The sequence below is a fragment of the Rhizobium sp. KNZ14-9A genome (assembly GCF_056755015.1).
On record NZ_JBPGXB010000004.1, the window covers coordinates 1,896,019 to 1,910,262 of the forward strand.

Annotated in this window: 14 protein-coding genes; 11 read left to right on the forward strand and 3 right to left on the reverse strand. The window is 61.1% G+C overall.

Going from position 1 to position 14,244, the window contains the following annotated elements:
• The first annotated feature begins 30 nt into the window (after positions 1-30).
• The 11 genes from ACR9ZQ_RS39020 to ACR9ZQ_RS39070 all read left to right on the forward strand — a co-directional run bounded on the left by ACR9ZQ_RS39020 (position 31) and on the right by ACR9ZQ_RS39070 (position 11,552).
• The gene (locus ACR9ZQ_RS39020) at positions 31-834 is read left to right on the forward strand and encodes a 3-methyl-2-oxobutanoate hydroxymethyltransferase (RefSeq protein ID WP_481430574.1); all 804 of its coding nucleotides are present in this window, start codon (positions 31-33) and stop codon (positions 832-834) included.
• A gap of 99 nt (positions 835-933) precedes the next feature.
• Positions 934-1,830 carry an NUDIX hydrolase gene (locus tag ACR9ZQ_RS39025; protein ID WP_481430575.1) on the forward strand — a complete coding sequence of 299 codons (897 nt, stop codon included), beginning with the start codon at positions 934-936 and terminating at the stop codon, positions 1,828-1,830.
• Positions 1,831-1,901: 71 nt separating this feature from the next.
• Positions 1,902-2,873 (forward strand): quinolinate synthase NadA, encoded by a 972-nt coding sequence (nadA, locus tag ACR9ZQ_RS39030; protein ID WP_481430576.1) that lies wholly within the window; start codon positions 1,902-1,904, stop codon positions 2,871-2,873.
• Positions 2,870-4,414 carry an L-aspartate oxidase gene (locus ACR9ZQ_RS39035; protein WP_481430577.1) on the forward strand — a complete coding sequence of 515 codons (1,545 nt, stop codon included), beginning with the start codon at positions 2,870-2,872 and terminating at the stop codon, positions 4,412-4,414. The genes nadA and ACR9ZQ_RS39035 overlap by 4 nt, the downstream gene beginning before the upstream one ends.
• A 1-nt stretch (position 4,415) precedes the next feature.
• A complete protein-coding gene (gene nadC / locus ACR9ZQ_RS39040) occupies positions 4,416-5,315 on the forward strand; it encodes a carboxylating nicotinate-nucleotide diphosphorylase (RefSeq protein WP_481430578.1) in 900 nt (299 codons plus the stop codon).
• Between the two features lie 194 nt (positions 5,316-5,509).
• Positions 5,510-6,322, forward strand: a complete 813-nt coding sequence (locus tag ACR9ZQ_RS39045) for an aldo/keto reductase (protein WP_481430579.1) — start codon at positions 5,510-5,512, stop codon at positions 6,320-6,322.
• Positions 6,323-7,006: 684 nt separating this feature from the next.
• Positions 7,007-8,962 (forward strand): AfsR/SARP family transcriptional regulator, encoded by a 1,956-nt coding sequence (locus ACR9ZQ_RS39050; protein WP_481430580.1) that lies wholly within the window; start codon positions 7,007-7,009, stop codon positions 8,960-8,962.
• 102 nt (positions 8,963-9,064) lie between these two features.
• Positions 9,065-9,208, forward strand: a complete 144-nt coding sequence (locus tag ACR9ZQ_RS39055) for a hypothetical protein (RefSeq protein WP_310380204.1) — start codon at positions 9,065-9,067, stop codon at positions 9,206-9,208.
• A gap of 13 nt (positions 9,209-9,221) precedes the next feature.
• Positions 9,222-10,484, forward strand: coding sequence for a YcaO-like family protein (locus tag ACR9ZQ_RS39060; protein ID WP_310380205.1), 1,263 nt, complete (start codon positions 9,222-9,224; stop codon positions 10,482-10,484).
• Positions 10,481-11,227 (forward strand): TfuA-like protein, encoded by a 747-nt coding sequence (locus ACR9ZQ_RS39065; protein WP_481430581.1) that lies wholly within the window; start codon positions 10,481-10,483, stop codon positions 11,225-11,227. The genes ACR9ZQ_RS39060 and ACR9ZQ_RS39065 overlap by 4 nt, the downstream gene beginning before the upstream one ends.
• A gap of 58 nt (positions 11,228-11,285) precedes the next feature.
• Positions 11,286-11,552: a hypothetical protein gene (locus ACR9ZQ_RS39070; RefSeq protein ID WP_481430582.1), complete on the forward strand. Its 267-nt coding sequence runs from the start codon at positions 11,286-11,288 to the stop codon at positions 11,550-11,552.
• Positions 11,553-11,598: 46 nt separating this feature from the next.
• Here ACR9ZQ_RS39070 and ACR9ZQ_RS39075 read toward each other — a convergent pair whose 3' ends face one another.
• From ACR9ZQ_RS39075 to ACR9ZQ_RS39085, 3 genes are all read right to left on the reverse strand, one after another.
• Complete coding sequence (locus ACR9ZQ_RS39075) at positions 11,599-12,006, reverse strand: helix-turn-helix domain-containing protein (RefSeq protein ID WP_310380212.1); 408 nt, start codon at positions 12,004-12,006, stop codon at positions 11,599-11,601.
• Positions 12,007-12,224: 218 nt separating this feature from the next.
• Positions 12,225-13,049, reverse strand: coding sequence for an amidohydrolase family protein (locus ACR9ZQ_RS39080; RefSeq protein WP_481430583.1), 825 nt, complete (start codon positions 13,047-13,049; stop codon positions 12,225-12,227).
• Between the two features lie 76 nt (positions 13,050-13,125).
• Positions 13,126-13,911, reverse strand: a complete 786-nt coding sequence (locus ACR9ZQ_RS39085) for an IclR family transcriptional regulator (protein ID WP_481430584.1) — start codon at positions 13,909-13,911, stop codon at positions 13,126-13,128.
• Positions 13,912-14,244: the final 333 nt, after the last annotated feature.

Consider the following 14,244-nt stretch of genomic DNA (forward strand, 5'->3'; position numbering starts at 1 on the left):
CCAACGAATACTGGTCCAAAGGATATTGCGATGAAAAAACATAATCGCGCCACGGTTGCCGACCTCCTGGCGCTCAAGGAAAAACGGCGGCTCACGATGCTGCGCGTCACCTCGCTCGATGAGGCGGAAGCGGCGGAAAAAGCCGGCATTGACATGATCTCCGTGCCGCCAACCCTCTTGGGACCGGTCTTTCGCGAGGCGGCCCCCACACCCTTTGCCATTCCCGGCCTCGAATATGGCGACCATGTCTCGGCCGAGGACTATATAGGCGAGGCCTTCAAGGCGCTGAAGGCAGGCGGCGACGCCGTCTATTGCGCCGCAAGCCTGCAGACGATCCGCCGCATGCGCGACGAGGGTATTCCCGTCTGCGGCCATGTCGGACTGATCCCTTCGAAGGCGACCTGGACCGGCGGCTTTCGCGCTGTCGGCAAGTCGGCCGCTAGCGCCTTCGACGTCTGGCGCCAGACGAAGGCGCTTCAGGATGCCGGCGCATTCGCGGCCGAGATCGAGGTCGTTCCCGGCGATGTCGCGGCTGCGATTTCCAACCGCACCTCGATGCTGATGATCTCCATGGGCGCCGGGCGCGGCTGCGATGCGCAGTATCTCTTCGCCGACGACGTGCTCGGCACGACCAGAGACCACACGCCGCGACACGCCAAGGTCTACCGCAACTTCGCAGCCGAATATGACCGGCTACAGCGCGAGCGCATTGCGGCCTTCAGCGAATTTGTCGAGGATATCCGCTCGGGAGCCTATCCGGAAAAGCGTCACCTTGTCGGTATCGACGAAGCCGAATTGCGCAATTTCCTGCATCGGCTGGAAGCCGAGGGATAGAAGGCCCTCGGTCGCTGGGGAGAAAAGGAACCCGCCATTGGCATCGATGCCGGCCTATGTCAGAGAATAGAGCGATCACGAACAGATTCTCAGGCTCTGGTGACGATAGGCTTTGCACATGCGGAATTGATCGCGGTTCTCGTCGCGGTGACGGGCGATGAACCGCGTGTCATGACGATCCAGAGTGGCGATGCACTTCCGTCCGGCCCTTTCGAAATGGGCCATCGCACGCTGCAATCGGGCCTGCGCGAATGGATCCAGGAACAGACCGCCCATCCCGTCGGTTTTCTCGAGCAGCTCTACACATTTGCCGACCGCGACCGGAACAACGACATCCAGGGCGGACGCACCATATCCATCAGCTATCTCGGTCTCGTTTACGAACAGACGGGCGCCGGCCGGCCGGGCTGGCACGGCTGGTATGAATATTTCCCCTGGGAAGACCATCGCGACGGGCGACCGGCGGTCATGGACGAACTGATCGCACGCCTGCGCCTGTGGGCGGACGCCGATCCCTCCAGGCGCGAATATCGCCACCGCCGCGCCGATTTCACTTTCGGGCTCGACGGCGGCGGCTGGAACGAAGACCTGACATTGCAGCGTTACGAACTGCTCTATGAGGCGGGCCTCGTCACGGAAGCCGGCTCTAGCAAGAACGACAATCTCGGCCAACCGATGTTTGCCGACCACCGACGGATTCTCGCGACCGGCATTGCAAGGCTTCGCGCCAAGATCAAATACCGCCCGGTCGTTTTCGAACTTATGCCCGAAAGCTTCACCCTTCTGCAATTGCAGCGGGCCGTCGAAGCGCTGGCCGGCCTGACGCTGCATAAGCAGAACTTCCGCCGCCTGATCGAACAGCAGGAACTGGTGGAGGAAACCGGCGAGGCGACGAGCGAAACCGGCGGCCGGCCGGCCAAGCTTTTCCGCTTCCGCCAGACCATTCTCGAAGAGCGCGCGCTCGCCGGAACGAAATTACCGCTCTCCCGCAATTGACATATGCTCATAGTGAGAATATCTCTGTGCCCAGGATATGCTCAAATCGAGCATAATTGATGGAGCCGGCCATGAACCACCTTATATCCGCGTCTTCCCTCTATGATCGCGTCAGCCGCGTCATTCCCAAAGCCGAATGGATGATGTTCCAGGACGATGTCGATGCGATCCTGGAATTGAAGCGCAAGCGCAATGCCGTCATCCTGGCGCATAACTATCAGACGCCGGAAATCTTCCATGGCGTGGCCGATATCGTCGGCGACAGCCTGGCTCTGGCGCGAAAAGCCATCGAGGTCGATGCCGACGTGATCGTGCTGGCCGGCGTGCATTTCATGGCCGAGACGGCAAAGCTCCTGAACCCGGAAAAGACAGTGCTGATCCCCGATATGGGGGCCGGTTGTTCGCTGGCAGATTCGATCACGCCCGAGGATATCGCGCTGCTGCGCCAGGCTCATCCAGGCGTGCCCATCATCACCTATGTCAACACGTCTGCAGCCGTCAAAGCGGCCTCGGACATCTGCTGCACCTCGGGCAATGCCAAACAGGTCGTCGAATCCCTTGGCGTTCCCCGGGTGCTGATGATCCCGGACGAGTATCTTGCCCAGAATGTCGCCAAGGAAACCAATGTCGAAATTATCGCCTGGCATGGCCATTGTGAGGTGCATGAGCTTTTCACTGCCGAAGATGTTCGCCAATTGCGGGAGAACCACCCCGGCGTGACGGTGCTTGCCCATCCCGAATGCCCGCCGGATGTCGTTGCCGAGGCTGACTTCGCCGGCTCCACCGCCGTCATGTCCGATTATGTCGGGCAGAAGAAGCCGGCCCGCGTCGTGCTGCTGACCGAATGCTCGATGAGCGATAATGTCGCCGTACATCATCCCGATGTCGAATTCATCCGCCCCTGCAATCTCTGCCCGCACATGAAGCGGATCACGCTCTCCAATATCCGCGCGGCACTGGAAGAAAACCGCCACGAAGTGACTGTCGATCCCGCGGTCGCTGTCGCTGCCCGCCGCGCTGTCGAGAGGATGCTGGCAATATGAGCGAGATTGCTGATCAACTCACCGGCCGCACCGTCATCGTCGGTAGCGGCCTTGCAGGCCTGATGACGGCGCTGACGCTTGCGCCTGAGCCCGTTGTCATCGTTACTCGGGCTGGCCTCGGCGCTGAAACGTCAAGCGCCTGGGCGCAGGGCGGCATTGCCGCCAGTCTCGGCGCCGATGACACCGCCGACCTGCATCTGGCCGATACACTCGCCGCCGGCGACGGGCTTTGCGATCCCGTCATCGCCGCCGGCATCGTCGCCGAGGCGCCAGCAGCGATCGCCGCGCTGGAGCGAGCAGGGGTCGGCTTCGACAAGACGCCGGATGGCAGCTTTTCGCTGGGGCTTGAGGCCGCCCATAGCCGCCGCCGCATCGTGCATGCGGACGGCGACGGCTCGGGTGCGGCGATCGTCCGTGCACTGGTCGCAGCCGTTACCGCGACACCCTCCATCACCGTGCTCGAAGGGCTGGAGGCCCGCCGCATCCTGACGGACGAGAGCGGTGTCAGCGGCCTCGTCTGCGCGAGCGAGAATGGCGCCGTCATCCTTCCGACACGGCGGATCGTGCTGACGACCGGCGGCATCGGCGGCCTCTATGAGGCGACGACCAATCCGACCGGCAATTTCGGGCAGGGTATCATGCTTGCCGCGCGCGCCGGCGCCGAACTTGCCGACATGGAATTCGTGCAGTTCCACCCGACTGCGCTTGATTCCCGTCGCCGGCCACTGGCGCTGGTGAGCGAAGCCGTGCGCGGGGAGGGTGCCGTGCTCGTCAATGAGAGCTGCGACCGTTTCATGGCCGGCGTGCCGGGCGCTGAATTGGCACCGCGCGATGTGGTGGCCCGCGCCATCAGCGCCGAACTGGCGCGTGGCGGCAGGGTGTTCCTCGACGCGCGCGCAGCACTTGGCGATCGTTTCGCCACGCGTTTTCCGGTCATCGACGCTCTGTGCCGGGAAGCCGGTCTCGATGCGTCGCGTCAGCTGATCCCGGTGCGCCCTGCCGTCCATTATCACATGGGCGGGGTAGCGACCGATGCTGCCGGCCGCAGCTCCATTGCAGGCCTGTGGGTTGCCGGCGAGGCGGCCTCAACCGGCCTGCACGGCGCAAATCGGCTCGCCAGCAATTCACTGCTGGAGGCCGCCGTCATGGGCATACGTGCGGCACGTGACATTCTTGCGACCCCAGCCGCAAAACCCTCGACAGCTGAATCCATAGTAACGCTGCCCGCGGCGGCCGATCCTTCCCCCGTCCGACCGATCGTCTCGCGCCATCTCGGCGTATTGCGCAATGCAGGCGCCATCCATGGCGCCGTCGCAAGCCTGCTGCCGCTGGTCGAAGCCGAGGGGCCGGCTTCCGATCCGGCGATCGTTGCGCTGTTGATTGCCGTCTTCGCCAGCCTTCGGGCGGAATCACGCGGAGCCCATGCCCGCACCGATTTTCCGCTGAGGCGGGCCGAAGCCGCACGGCGGAAAATGACGCTGACTGACGCCCTGGAGATTGCCCGGGCGACCGCTTCCCATCCCCTTGCAAGGAGTGCCTGAGATGAACCTCGCTTCCCTTCCGCGCGTCATTGTCGAGCCGCTGGTGCGTGCCGCCCTTACCGAGGATCTCGGCCTTGCCGGTGACATCACCTCGGCAGCTGTCATCCCGGAAGAACATCGCTCGACGGTCGTCATGGCCGCCCGCCAGCCGGGTGTGGTTGCTGGTCTCGACGCCGCAGACCTTTCCTTCCAGCTCGTCGATCCCGCCATCACGATGAAGCGGCATCTGCCTGATGGGGCCGCCGTAGAGCCAGGCAGCCTGATCGCCACCATCGAAGGCCCGTCGCGCGGGCTGCTGACGGCCGAGCGCACAGCGCTGAATTTCCTCGGTCATCTCTCGGGCATTGCCACAGTGACATCAGGCATAGTCGAGGCGATCCGCAACACCAAAGCCGCCGTCGTCTGCACCCGCAAGACGACGCCCGGCCTGAGGGCGCTGGAAAAATATGCCGTGCGGGCCGGTGGCGGTATGAACCACCGATTTGCGCTCAATGATGCGGTGCTGATCAAGGACAATCACGTTGCCATTGCCGGCGGCGTGGCAGAAGCAATCCGCCGCGCCAAGGCAGGCGTTGGCCACATGGTCAAGATCGAGGTCGAGGTCGACACGCTTGACCAGTTGCACGAGGCCATGGGCGAAGGGGTCGATGCCGTCCTCCTCGACAATATGACGCCCGATGAGCTGCGCGAGGCCGTCAGCATCGTCGCCGGTCGCGCCATCACCGAGGCCTCCGGCCGCGTCACGCCGGCAACCGCACCGGCCATTGCCGCCTCCGGCGTCGACCTGATCTCGGTCGGCTGGCTGACGCACAGCGCCCCGGTTCTCGATATCGGTCTTGATTTCGTCGAAGCCGCTGCCGAAAGTGCGTCGCCGTTCCGCCGTCTTGCCCAGGCATTCTAGAGCAATTCCTCCCATACGGTAGCCGACCTCTGCCGGCTGCCGTATCAGGGCCTCAATTCACGCCCGTATTTTCTTTAAACCCCCATCAGGATTTGCCCGAAATTCTATCGGCGTTTTTCGCTGGACAGAGCCCCAAGCTATTGCAAAGCTCCATGAGCCCGCTGGAGGAGTGAGGCGAATTGGAGGAAATAGATTTGCAAAAACATGATGTTATTCCGTTGATGGGATTTGGCACCTTTGGGCGCAACGGCAAGGATGGTATCGATGCGATCCTGTGTGCGCTCGAAACCGGCTACAGGCACCTCGACACTGCGCAGACTTATGATACCGAATTCGAAGTCGGCGAAGCGCTGCGCCGCTCGGGCCTGAACCGAGACGAGGTCTTCCTGACGACGAAGATCTCGACCGATAATTTCGGTGCCGGCGCACTCGTTCCTTCGCTGGAAAAGAGCCTCGAAGCGCTCAAGGTCGATCAGGTGGACCTGACGCTGATCCACTGGCCCTCGCCCAATGGCCGCATTCCGCTCGACGTCTACATCACCCAGATCGCAGAAGCGCAGGCCCGCGGCCTGACGAAGCTGATCGGCGTTTCGAATTTCACGATCGCCCTTCTGGAGGAGACGGAAGCACTGCTCGGCAAGGGCAGGATCGCCAACAACCAGTTCGAGCTCAATCCGATCCTGCAGAACAAGAAGCTCGCAAACTATTGCCGGGAAAAGGACATTCTCGTCACCTGCTACCTGCCGATCGCCCGTGGCATTCTGTCCGACGAGCCGGTGCTGCGCGCAATCGGTGAAAAACACGATGCGACGCCGGAACGGGTGGCGATCGCCTTCGAACTCGCCAAGGGCTACTGCACCATCCCCACATCGGGCCGGCCGGAGCGCATCCGCTCGAACTTCCAGGCAAGCTCGATCAGGCTTTCCCCTGAGGAAGTCGCCCGCATCGAAACCATCGACCGCAATCACCGCGTCGTCGATCCGGACTGGGGCCCGAAGTGGGACTAGGTTTTTCCGACGATCGACGGTCGCGTGCGACTGGATCGAGCGCGGTCGCGATGATCGCTAAACCAAGCCGCGTGTCGGCGTGAAGGGCAAGCGTTGCACATGCAGGCAGTCCTTCGTTTTCGTTAGCCGGACTGGACCAAGCGTTCGTCCGACAGGCCGCAGTTGCGGCGCTTGGCCGCTGATTTCAGCCTTTACATCATTGTCTCAATCACGTCGTAACGTGCACGGTAGTCGGTCTGACAGAGTAATGAACCGCTGCTGCCGCAGTAGCGGAATGGCGCTTGCTTGAGTCTTCGGAGGCGATACAGAACGCCGGTGCCTCCCCGGTATCGGAACGCGCAGTGCCCTGATTTGGGCGACAGTTTGGAGATTGGGTGTGGGCGATCGTATCAACGATATTTTTGTCATTGGCGGCGGGATCGAGGAAGCCGCGGCATTGGACGAATACATGGCGGCAGCGCCGGTTCGCATGGCGGGATGATGCTCCGAAATAGAGCGGCGTCTCACGTCATATGCAGTATTCGTAAAGTGTGTTGGCAGCAAGCATCGGCCGGAGCGTAAATATTCGATGAAAATATTGCTCCAGCAAAGCAAAAGCGCTTCCCGTTGCCCGCTATTCACTCTAACATCATGTAATCGGTCGGTCCGTTCCAAGCGTTCCGGCTTTTAAAGGTGAGAACCCTGATGGACGGGTCAACCGGGGAAGTGAAAGCGAACAGATTATGTCTGCTCGGCAGGCCGCGATTGTTGGCCGCCGGGACTGAGCTTCCTTTGCCCGAAAAGTCCTATTTCCTGCTGGCAATGTTAGCGCTGTCGTCAGAACCGCTGGTGGACCGCGAAACCATCCGATGCCAGCTATGGCAATCCGAACTTCCCGAAAAACGGGCCGGCAGCCTTCGCCAGCTTCTGTCGCGCATCGAACAGAGCATTCCCGAGGGCCTGCCGCCCTTGCTCACTGCCACGCGCACCCATCTCGGCCTTGCGCCCGGCTGGGAGATCGACCTCAATATCCTCAAACAAAAGGATGTGTTGGGGCCGGACGAAAGCGGCATCCTGCTCGGAGAATTGCTCGAAAGCGTCAAATCTCCAACGCAGGGTGCCGAGGACTGGCTAACTTTCGAGCGCCAGCGGATTAACGAAGCGCGCATGGCGCATCTTGTCCGCCTGTTGGAAAGCAAGGACGAGCGTCCGGACGAGGAACAGGTCGCCTTTGCCAAGCGGCTGATCGAGCTCGACCCTGCCAACGAGATCGCCTGCCGTGCGCTGATGCGCGCCCACGCCCGCATGAATGACCTGCCGGCGGCGCGTCAGGCCTATCTGAAATGCCGCAGCCAGCTCAAGGACGATTTCGATATCGAACCGGACGAGGCCACGACGGCCCTTGCCCGCGAACTCGGCATCCTGTCCGCGGCACAGCCGGCGGCGACGGAACGTCCGCATCCGGTGTCGGAACTGCTGATCGATCCGGTCGGCCAGCCGCGTATCGTCATCCTGCCGCCCGAGAGCATCTTTACCGATCCGCTGATGGAGCGCGTCGGCCGCGCGCTGCTCGAAGATGTCACAATCGGGCTCAGCCAGCAGCGCGGCTTCAAGGTGATTGCCGCTCATACCAGCCTGGAAATGCTGAGCCGCGCGCTCGACCCGACGCGCCCGACCATCGGTCCGCTCGACCTCTCCTTCGACTATGCCGTCTATGTGACGATCCAGAGCCGCGACGAGGATGTCTATGCCACCTGCCGGCTGACGCGCACGGCAACCTCCGAAGTGCTCTGGGCGGTCGAAATTCCTTTTGCGATGCAGAAAATCAGCGAAGCCTTCAGCCAGCTGACCCGGCGTATCGTGATGACGCTTGCCGATACGATCGAGCGCTACGAACTGGCGATGCCGCTCGGCGACGTGCCGGCTTCCGCCTATCGCCTCTATCTCGAAGGCAAGCGGCTGATTTCACAGACAGACCTGCAGCACCTGCGCCAGGCGCGCAAATGGTTCAAGTCGTCGCTCAGCCGCTACGAACATTTCTCGCCGGCTCATGCCGGAATGTCGCGCGCCCTCGGCATGGAATGGCTGATCCGCGGGATGCGCGATCGGGAGCTGCTGGACGAAGCCTACAGTGCCGCAAGGATGGCGCGGCAGACCGACCCGAACAGCGGCCGGGCCTATCGCGAACTCGGCTTCGTGGCGCTCTATCGCCGCCGGTTTGAAGAAAGCCTCGATTCCTTCCAGCAAGCTCAGGATCTCAATCCCAACGACGCCGACATTTTGGCCGATTTTGCCGACGCACTTTCCCATGACGGGGATTTCGATCGGGCCCTCGAGCTCAGTCGCGCTGCCTTCAAGCTCAATCCGCTGCCGCCGGACTATTATTACTGGAACCTAGGCGGCATCCATTTCATGCGCGAAGAGTACGAAAAGGCGATCGATGCGCTGGAGCCGGTGAAGGCAAAACAGGCGACGGCGCGCCTGCTTGCGGCCGCCCATGCCATGGCGGGCGATGCCGCAAAAGCCAGGAACTACGCTCAGGTCGTGCTGGATAATTTCCCCGATTTCCGCAGCGAAGAGATCCGTCATTTCGTCCCCGATCGCGATCCGGCCTTCACTGATCCGTTGATAAAAGGCCTGCAACTCGCCGGTCTTCCCTAATGCAAGGCCTTTTAACGAAGCCTGTAACGCTTAAATGACGCAGGCAATGTTCTTTTTGAATGGTTAACGGCGGTCAGCCGCCCAACCATTTGGAGAGAGATCATGAAAACCGTTGAAACCAACGCTGCAATCCAGGCACCCGCACTCCGTTTCTCTGCTGCTGCCAAGGCAGCCGTCAAGCAGGACGAACTCCACGTTTCGGCAAACGGCCTTGAAAGCCTGACGCATGCACTGAGATTCCGCTAAGGAATCGATGAGCATGTCTGCTTTGGCCGACCTTGAAACGCTTGCCGCTGACCTCAACAGATCATCGGCAGGCATCAACAGCTACCACGACCGGTCGATGACCCCGGCGCAGACCTTTGCGGCGATCAAGCCGCATCTGCGCGAATTCGGCATCACCCGCGTCGGACTGCTGACCGGCCTCGACGTGCTGAACATTCCGGTTGCCTTCGCCACAAGGCCGAACAGCCACACGCTGTCGGTCTTCCAGGGCAAGGGTATCGACAAGGAAGCGGCAATGACCTCTGCCGCCATGGAGGCAATAGAGACCCGCGCCGCTGAAATTGCGCCAGCCAACCTGACGCTCGCCAGTCTCGAGACCATGAAGGCCGAACGGGCCGCGATGATCGACCTCGACAGCGTGGCGCGCTGTGCGCCCGACGAGATCGGCGATAGTCAAATCCCCTGGTGCTCCGGCTTCGACCTCCTCTCAGGCAGCACCACTTTCGTGCCCTGGTGGCTGGTCGGCCTCGACCATCGCGGCGAACGCCCGCCGGGCTTCGAACAATCGAGCGACGGTCTGGCCTCGGGCAATACGCCAGCCGAAGCCGTGTTGCACGGGCTCTGCGAACTCGTCGAACGCGATGCCTGGGCGCTGACCCAGCTGAAATCCCCTCAACAGCTCAAGCAGAACCGCATCGATCCGCTCGCCTTCGGCGATGCCGTGATCGACGTCTTGGTCGATCGCATCCGCCAGGCTGGCATGCGCCTGCTGCTAATCGACATGACCACCGATATCGGTGTCCCGGCTTTTCTGGCCGTCATCATTCCCGGCAATCTCTCGGACCGCGTCGATGCCCGCTGGGCTCAGGTGTGCGGTGGTTGCGGCTGCCATCCTGATCCGGTGCGCGCAGCTCTTCGCGCCATCACCGAGGCTGCCCAGAGCCGGTTGACGGCGATTGCCGGCAGCCGCGATGATTTCTCGCCGAAGATCTACCAGCGGATCGACCGCAGCGCCGGCATGCGCCAGGTCGTCGATCTCTGCAACAATGATGCGGCACTGAAACCCTTCCCCATGCGCCCGATGCGTCCGATGACGATCCAGGATACGATCCGCCACATTGCCGGCCGGCTGAGGGCTGTCGGCATCGGCCAGATCATCGCCGTGCCGCTGTCACACCCCACCCTTCCGGTTTCCGTCGTGCGCGTCATCGTGCCAGGCCTCGAGGTCGATATCAGCGGCCAGTACATCCAGCTCGGCCTGCGCGCCGTCAACGTCATCAGGGAGGCTGCGGCATGAAGATCCTCTTCGTCGGTCCGAGCCTTGCAAGCGAGATTGCGAATGCTCGTAAAAAGCATCCCGATATCGATTTCCGCCCGCCTGCCGCCTGCGGCGACATTCTAAAGGCTGTGCAGGAGGGGGCGACCGCAATCGGCCTGATCGACGGCTATTTCGGCGACCTGCCCTCCGTCTGGCACAAGGAAATCCTCTTCGCCTTGGGAAATGGCGTTGCCGTTGCCGGCGGCTCCAGCATGGGCGCGCTGCGCGCTGCCGAATGCTCCGCCTTCGGCATGATCGGCATCGGCTCGATCTTCGACGATTACGAATCCGGCGATCTCGTCGACGACGAGGCAGTGGCGCTCGTCCATGCACCGCAGGAGCTTGGCTGGCTGCCGCTTTCCGTTCCCTGGGTCGATTTCGAGCCGACGATCGAAGGTCTGCATGCGAAGGGTGAGATTACCGTCAGCGAACGCAAGAAGCTGCTCCTCGCCGGACGCTTCCTGCATTTCTCCGAACGGACCTATGCCAGGGTGGTCGAAGAGTCCCACTTTGCCCGCAAATCGCGCCGCGACCAGATCCTGGCGGCGATCCGTGCCAATCGCGTCGAACGCAAGCGTAGCGACGCAAGGCTCGTCCTGGAATGGCTGCAAAAGGGCGAGTTTGCGTCAACGAAGCGTGATTGGACCTTTGCTGCGACCTCGCATTTCGAGGTGCTGCAGGCCGAAGTCACGCAGCAGATGCAGCCTGTAACGCTCGAATAACGGTTCCAAGCCCAAGGTAAGTCGTGTGGGGATATGACTGTTGTCGAGGGCGGAAACAATGTTCGAAAAAAGGGACCAAGGTGCAGGCAGGGAATACGCAAGACTCTTCCGGCTGCTGTCGGCAGCCAAGGACGAGGCTGAAAAACTTCAGCTGCGCAATCTTATGCACCTGACAAACATGGCGCTGCTGCAGGTCGTCATCGATTGGGACGGCATCGACCCGGACAGGGAACTCGATGCGAACCTCGAAAAACTCATCGGTAGCAAAGCCAAGATCGCAATGAAGGACGCTGGCGAAAATCTGATCGTGATCGATCGCCATTAGCCCTGATGCAGGGTGCGACTGAGCGCTAGAAAATCAGGCCGACGCGTTATTCAGCAGCGTCGATTTCAGTCTGCTCCGTGCTGGCAATCGCCTGGACGAGCTTTAGGATTTTCTTGCGAAGCTGCTCGTTCTTGATCGAGAAAAAGGCAGCGTTGAGCTGGACGCCTTCACGCGAAATGATGAATTCTTCGCTCGGAGCGGGATTATCGTTTGCGTTGGCGGCGGGCGCCGTCAGGTCGTCGAAGAAGGTTCTGACATCGACGCTGAGAGCGCCGGCGATTTCGACGAGCATGCTGGCAGAGACGCGGTTGGAGCCCTTTTCGTATTTTTGGATCTGCTGGAAGGTCACGCCAACGCGATCGCCCAGCTCCGTCTGAGAAACCTTTCTCAGCAGGCGCTGTATACGGATCGTCTTGCCGACATGAACATCCACGGAATGCGGTTCTTCTTTCATCTGATATTCCCTCCTGCGAAAACCGGACCGACAACTTACACGGCCGGTAACAACAACTTTTAGCCGAGTTGGTTCAACCTAGCAATTGCTTGGATGTAGTTTAGGCTGGCCAAAACATCGCGCCATCCGAGAGCCGCTGCGGATTGCACCCAGCGACAGATCACTTAAAGCGAGAATCCAGCAGAATTAAACCCTAAAAGGGCGGAGCTGAGTGAAACTCAGAGCATCCACAGACGCTGTGCATTGCCGTGAAGGAGCTTCGAACGCTCCGTTTCCGCAGTGCCTGACAGCACCGCCTGGGTGGCCGCGACCCAGGTGGAAAGTCCGTTCGCCAGCGTGCAGACAGGCCAGTCGCTGCCCCAGACCACACGATCCCAGCCGAAGCTCGATATGACGTGCTCGATATAGGGCCGCAGGTTTTCCGCCGTCCAGCTTGCCGGATCGGCATTGGTGACGATGCCGGAAATCTTGGCGACGACATTCGGCCGGCGGGCGATTTCGGCAATGCCGCGGCTCCAGGGTTCGAAGGCGTTCGACTTGATATCGGGATTGCCGCAATGATCGAGGATGAACTGCACATCGGAGGCGGTATCGGCGAGCGCCACAACCTTGCCGACCTGATGCGGCAGCGTGCAGAGATCGAAAGTCAGGCCGGTGCCGGAAAGCCTTCTGATATTCTCGCGGAAGAGCACACTTTCCGAGACGTCGTCAGGTACCACATGCAGCACGCGGCGAAAGCCCTTGACGAAGGGATCGGCCTTCTGGCGCTCCAGATAGTCGGCAAAACCATCTTCTTCCGGCCGGCAGGAGACGATCGCGCCAGCGATCAGATCGCCGAGGCGGCTGATATAGTCGGTCTCGGCCTGCATGATGATCGGATCGACATCCACCTCCATGTGCAGCACCTTGGTGATGCCGCAGCGTTTGGCCTCGGTCGCATAGGTCTCGTAGAGAAAATCGCGGTCGAGGGCCGGCACATCGGCAAGCCAGGGATAATTCAGCACTGACCGGTCGATGACGTGCAGATGGGTGTCGATAAACACGCTCTTCTCCTCCAAAGAGTGGTGGCAGAACCTATCTTTGGTGAATGGATTATTCAAATAGAAATTCCGGCCGGTGTTAACCGGCCACGGCGATTGTGGCGCCGGCAAGCGCCGAGAGCTCGGCCGCCGTCTTCTGCACCATGCCGATCGCCTGGCTGATATCGGGTGCTGCCGGTGCATTCACCAACGCGATATAGGGGCAGGTCAGCGCGGCAATACCGCGCCCATCAGGCCCCAGGACCGGTGCCGAGAGATTATAGACCCCGGCCGTCTGGGCGCTTGCCATCATTTCATAGCCGCGCTCGCGGATCTGGTTCAGCCGCTCGTAAAATTCCGAGCCGAGATCAGCGTCTTTGCGGCTGCGCGCATGTTCCGAGATCATCATCTCGCGCTCTTCGTCGCTGCGGAAGGCAAGCAGCACATGGCCGGAGCCGGTGTCGAAGAGGCTGATATGGGAACCGACGCGGATCGACAGGCCCCAATAGTCCGGCGCCTCCTGCTGGGCGATGACGACGGCAGCACCCCGGTCGAATACGGCAAGATGGTTTGCCTGGCGCGAGCGCTGGGCGAGATCGCGCATCAGCGGCGTGGCATAGGAGGCAAGGCGGCGCACCGGCGCATGCAGCTGCGCCAGGCCAAACAGTTTCAAGGTCAGAGAATAACGGTCGCCATCGAGCCGCGTCACGTAACCGCGCCTCACGAGACGGTCGAGCATTCGATAGAATTCGTTCGGGCTGCGCTCCAGCCGCTTGGCGATTTCCGCCTGCGTCAGGCCGCTGTCGACGCTTGCCAGAAGTTCGAGAATATCAAGACCCTTGTCGAGCGCCGGAGCGCGATAGCGATCTGACTCGTCGGTCTCCATTCTTCCCTCCTGTGAATATCATTCTGCATATACGCAGGCGGGCACAGGGAAAAGAGAAAGTTCGCGCTTGACCATGGGGCTATCGTCTGTTTGTCTATAAACAGACAAATTAAATGTGAGGACGTTGTTCGGCATAGTCTCACGTCGGACGATCGCAATCCCGGAAAGGCTCGCCAAGGCGAGACAAAAATAAGATAACGGGAGAGGGAGGAAGGCCATGCAACGCATGGACATCGTGATCGCCTGCACAAAGGTGGCATCGCCTTGCAAGGCACGTGGCCGAGCGCGACCTTTATCCCGACCGATCCTTTTGAGATAGATTCAGCACAACGC

Bases quoted from the DNA above. Each gene is read 5' to 3' on its own strand.
- ACR9ZQ_RS39020 (WP_481430574.1), top strand. From the start codon at position 31: ATGAAAAAACATAATCGCGCCACGGTTGCCGACCTCCTGGCGCTCAAG.
- nadA (WP_481430576.1), top strand. From the start codon at position 1,902: ATGAACCACCTTATATCCGCGTCTTCCCTCTATGATCGCGTCAGCCGC.
- ACR9ZQ_RS39035 (WP_481430577.1), top strand. From the start codon at position 2,870: ATGAGCGAGATTGCTGATCAACTCACCGGCCGCACCGTCATCGTCGGT.
- nadC (WP_481430578.1), top strand. From the start codon at position 4,416: ATGAACCTCGCTTCCCTTCCGCGCGTCATTGTCGAGCCGCTGGTGCGT.
- ACR9ZQ_RS39050 (WP_481430580.1), top strand. From the start codon at position 7,007: ATGGACGGGTCAACCGGGGAAGTGAAAGCGAACAGATTATGTCTGCTC.
- ACR9ZQ_RS39055 (WP_310380204.1), top strand. From the start codon at position 9,065: ATGAAAACCGTTGAAACCAACGCTGCAATCCAGGCACCCGCACTCCGT.
- ACR9ZQ_RS39060 (WP_310380205.1), top strand. From the start codon at position 9,222: ATGTCTGCTTTGGCCGACCTTGAAACGCTTGCCGCTGACCTCAACAGA.
- ACR9ZQ_RS39065 (WP_481430581.1), top strand. From the start codon at position 10,481: ATGAAGATCCTCTTCGTCGGTCCGAGCCTTGCAAGCGAGATTGCGAAT.
- ACR9ZQ_RS39070 (WP_481430582.1), top strand. From the start codon at position 11,286: ATGTTCGAAAAAAGGGACCAAGGTGCAGGCAGGGAATACGCAAGACTC.
- ACR9ZQ_RS39075 (WP_310380212.1), bottom strand. From the start codon at position 12,006: ATGAAAGAAGAACCGCATTCCGTGGATGTTCATGTCGGCAAGACGATC.
- ACR9ZQ_RS39085 (WP_481430584.1), bottom strand. From the start codon at position 13,911: ATGGAGACCGACGAGTCAGATCGCTATCGCGCTCCGGCGCTCGACAAG.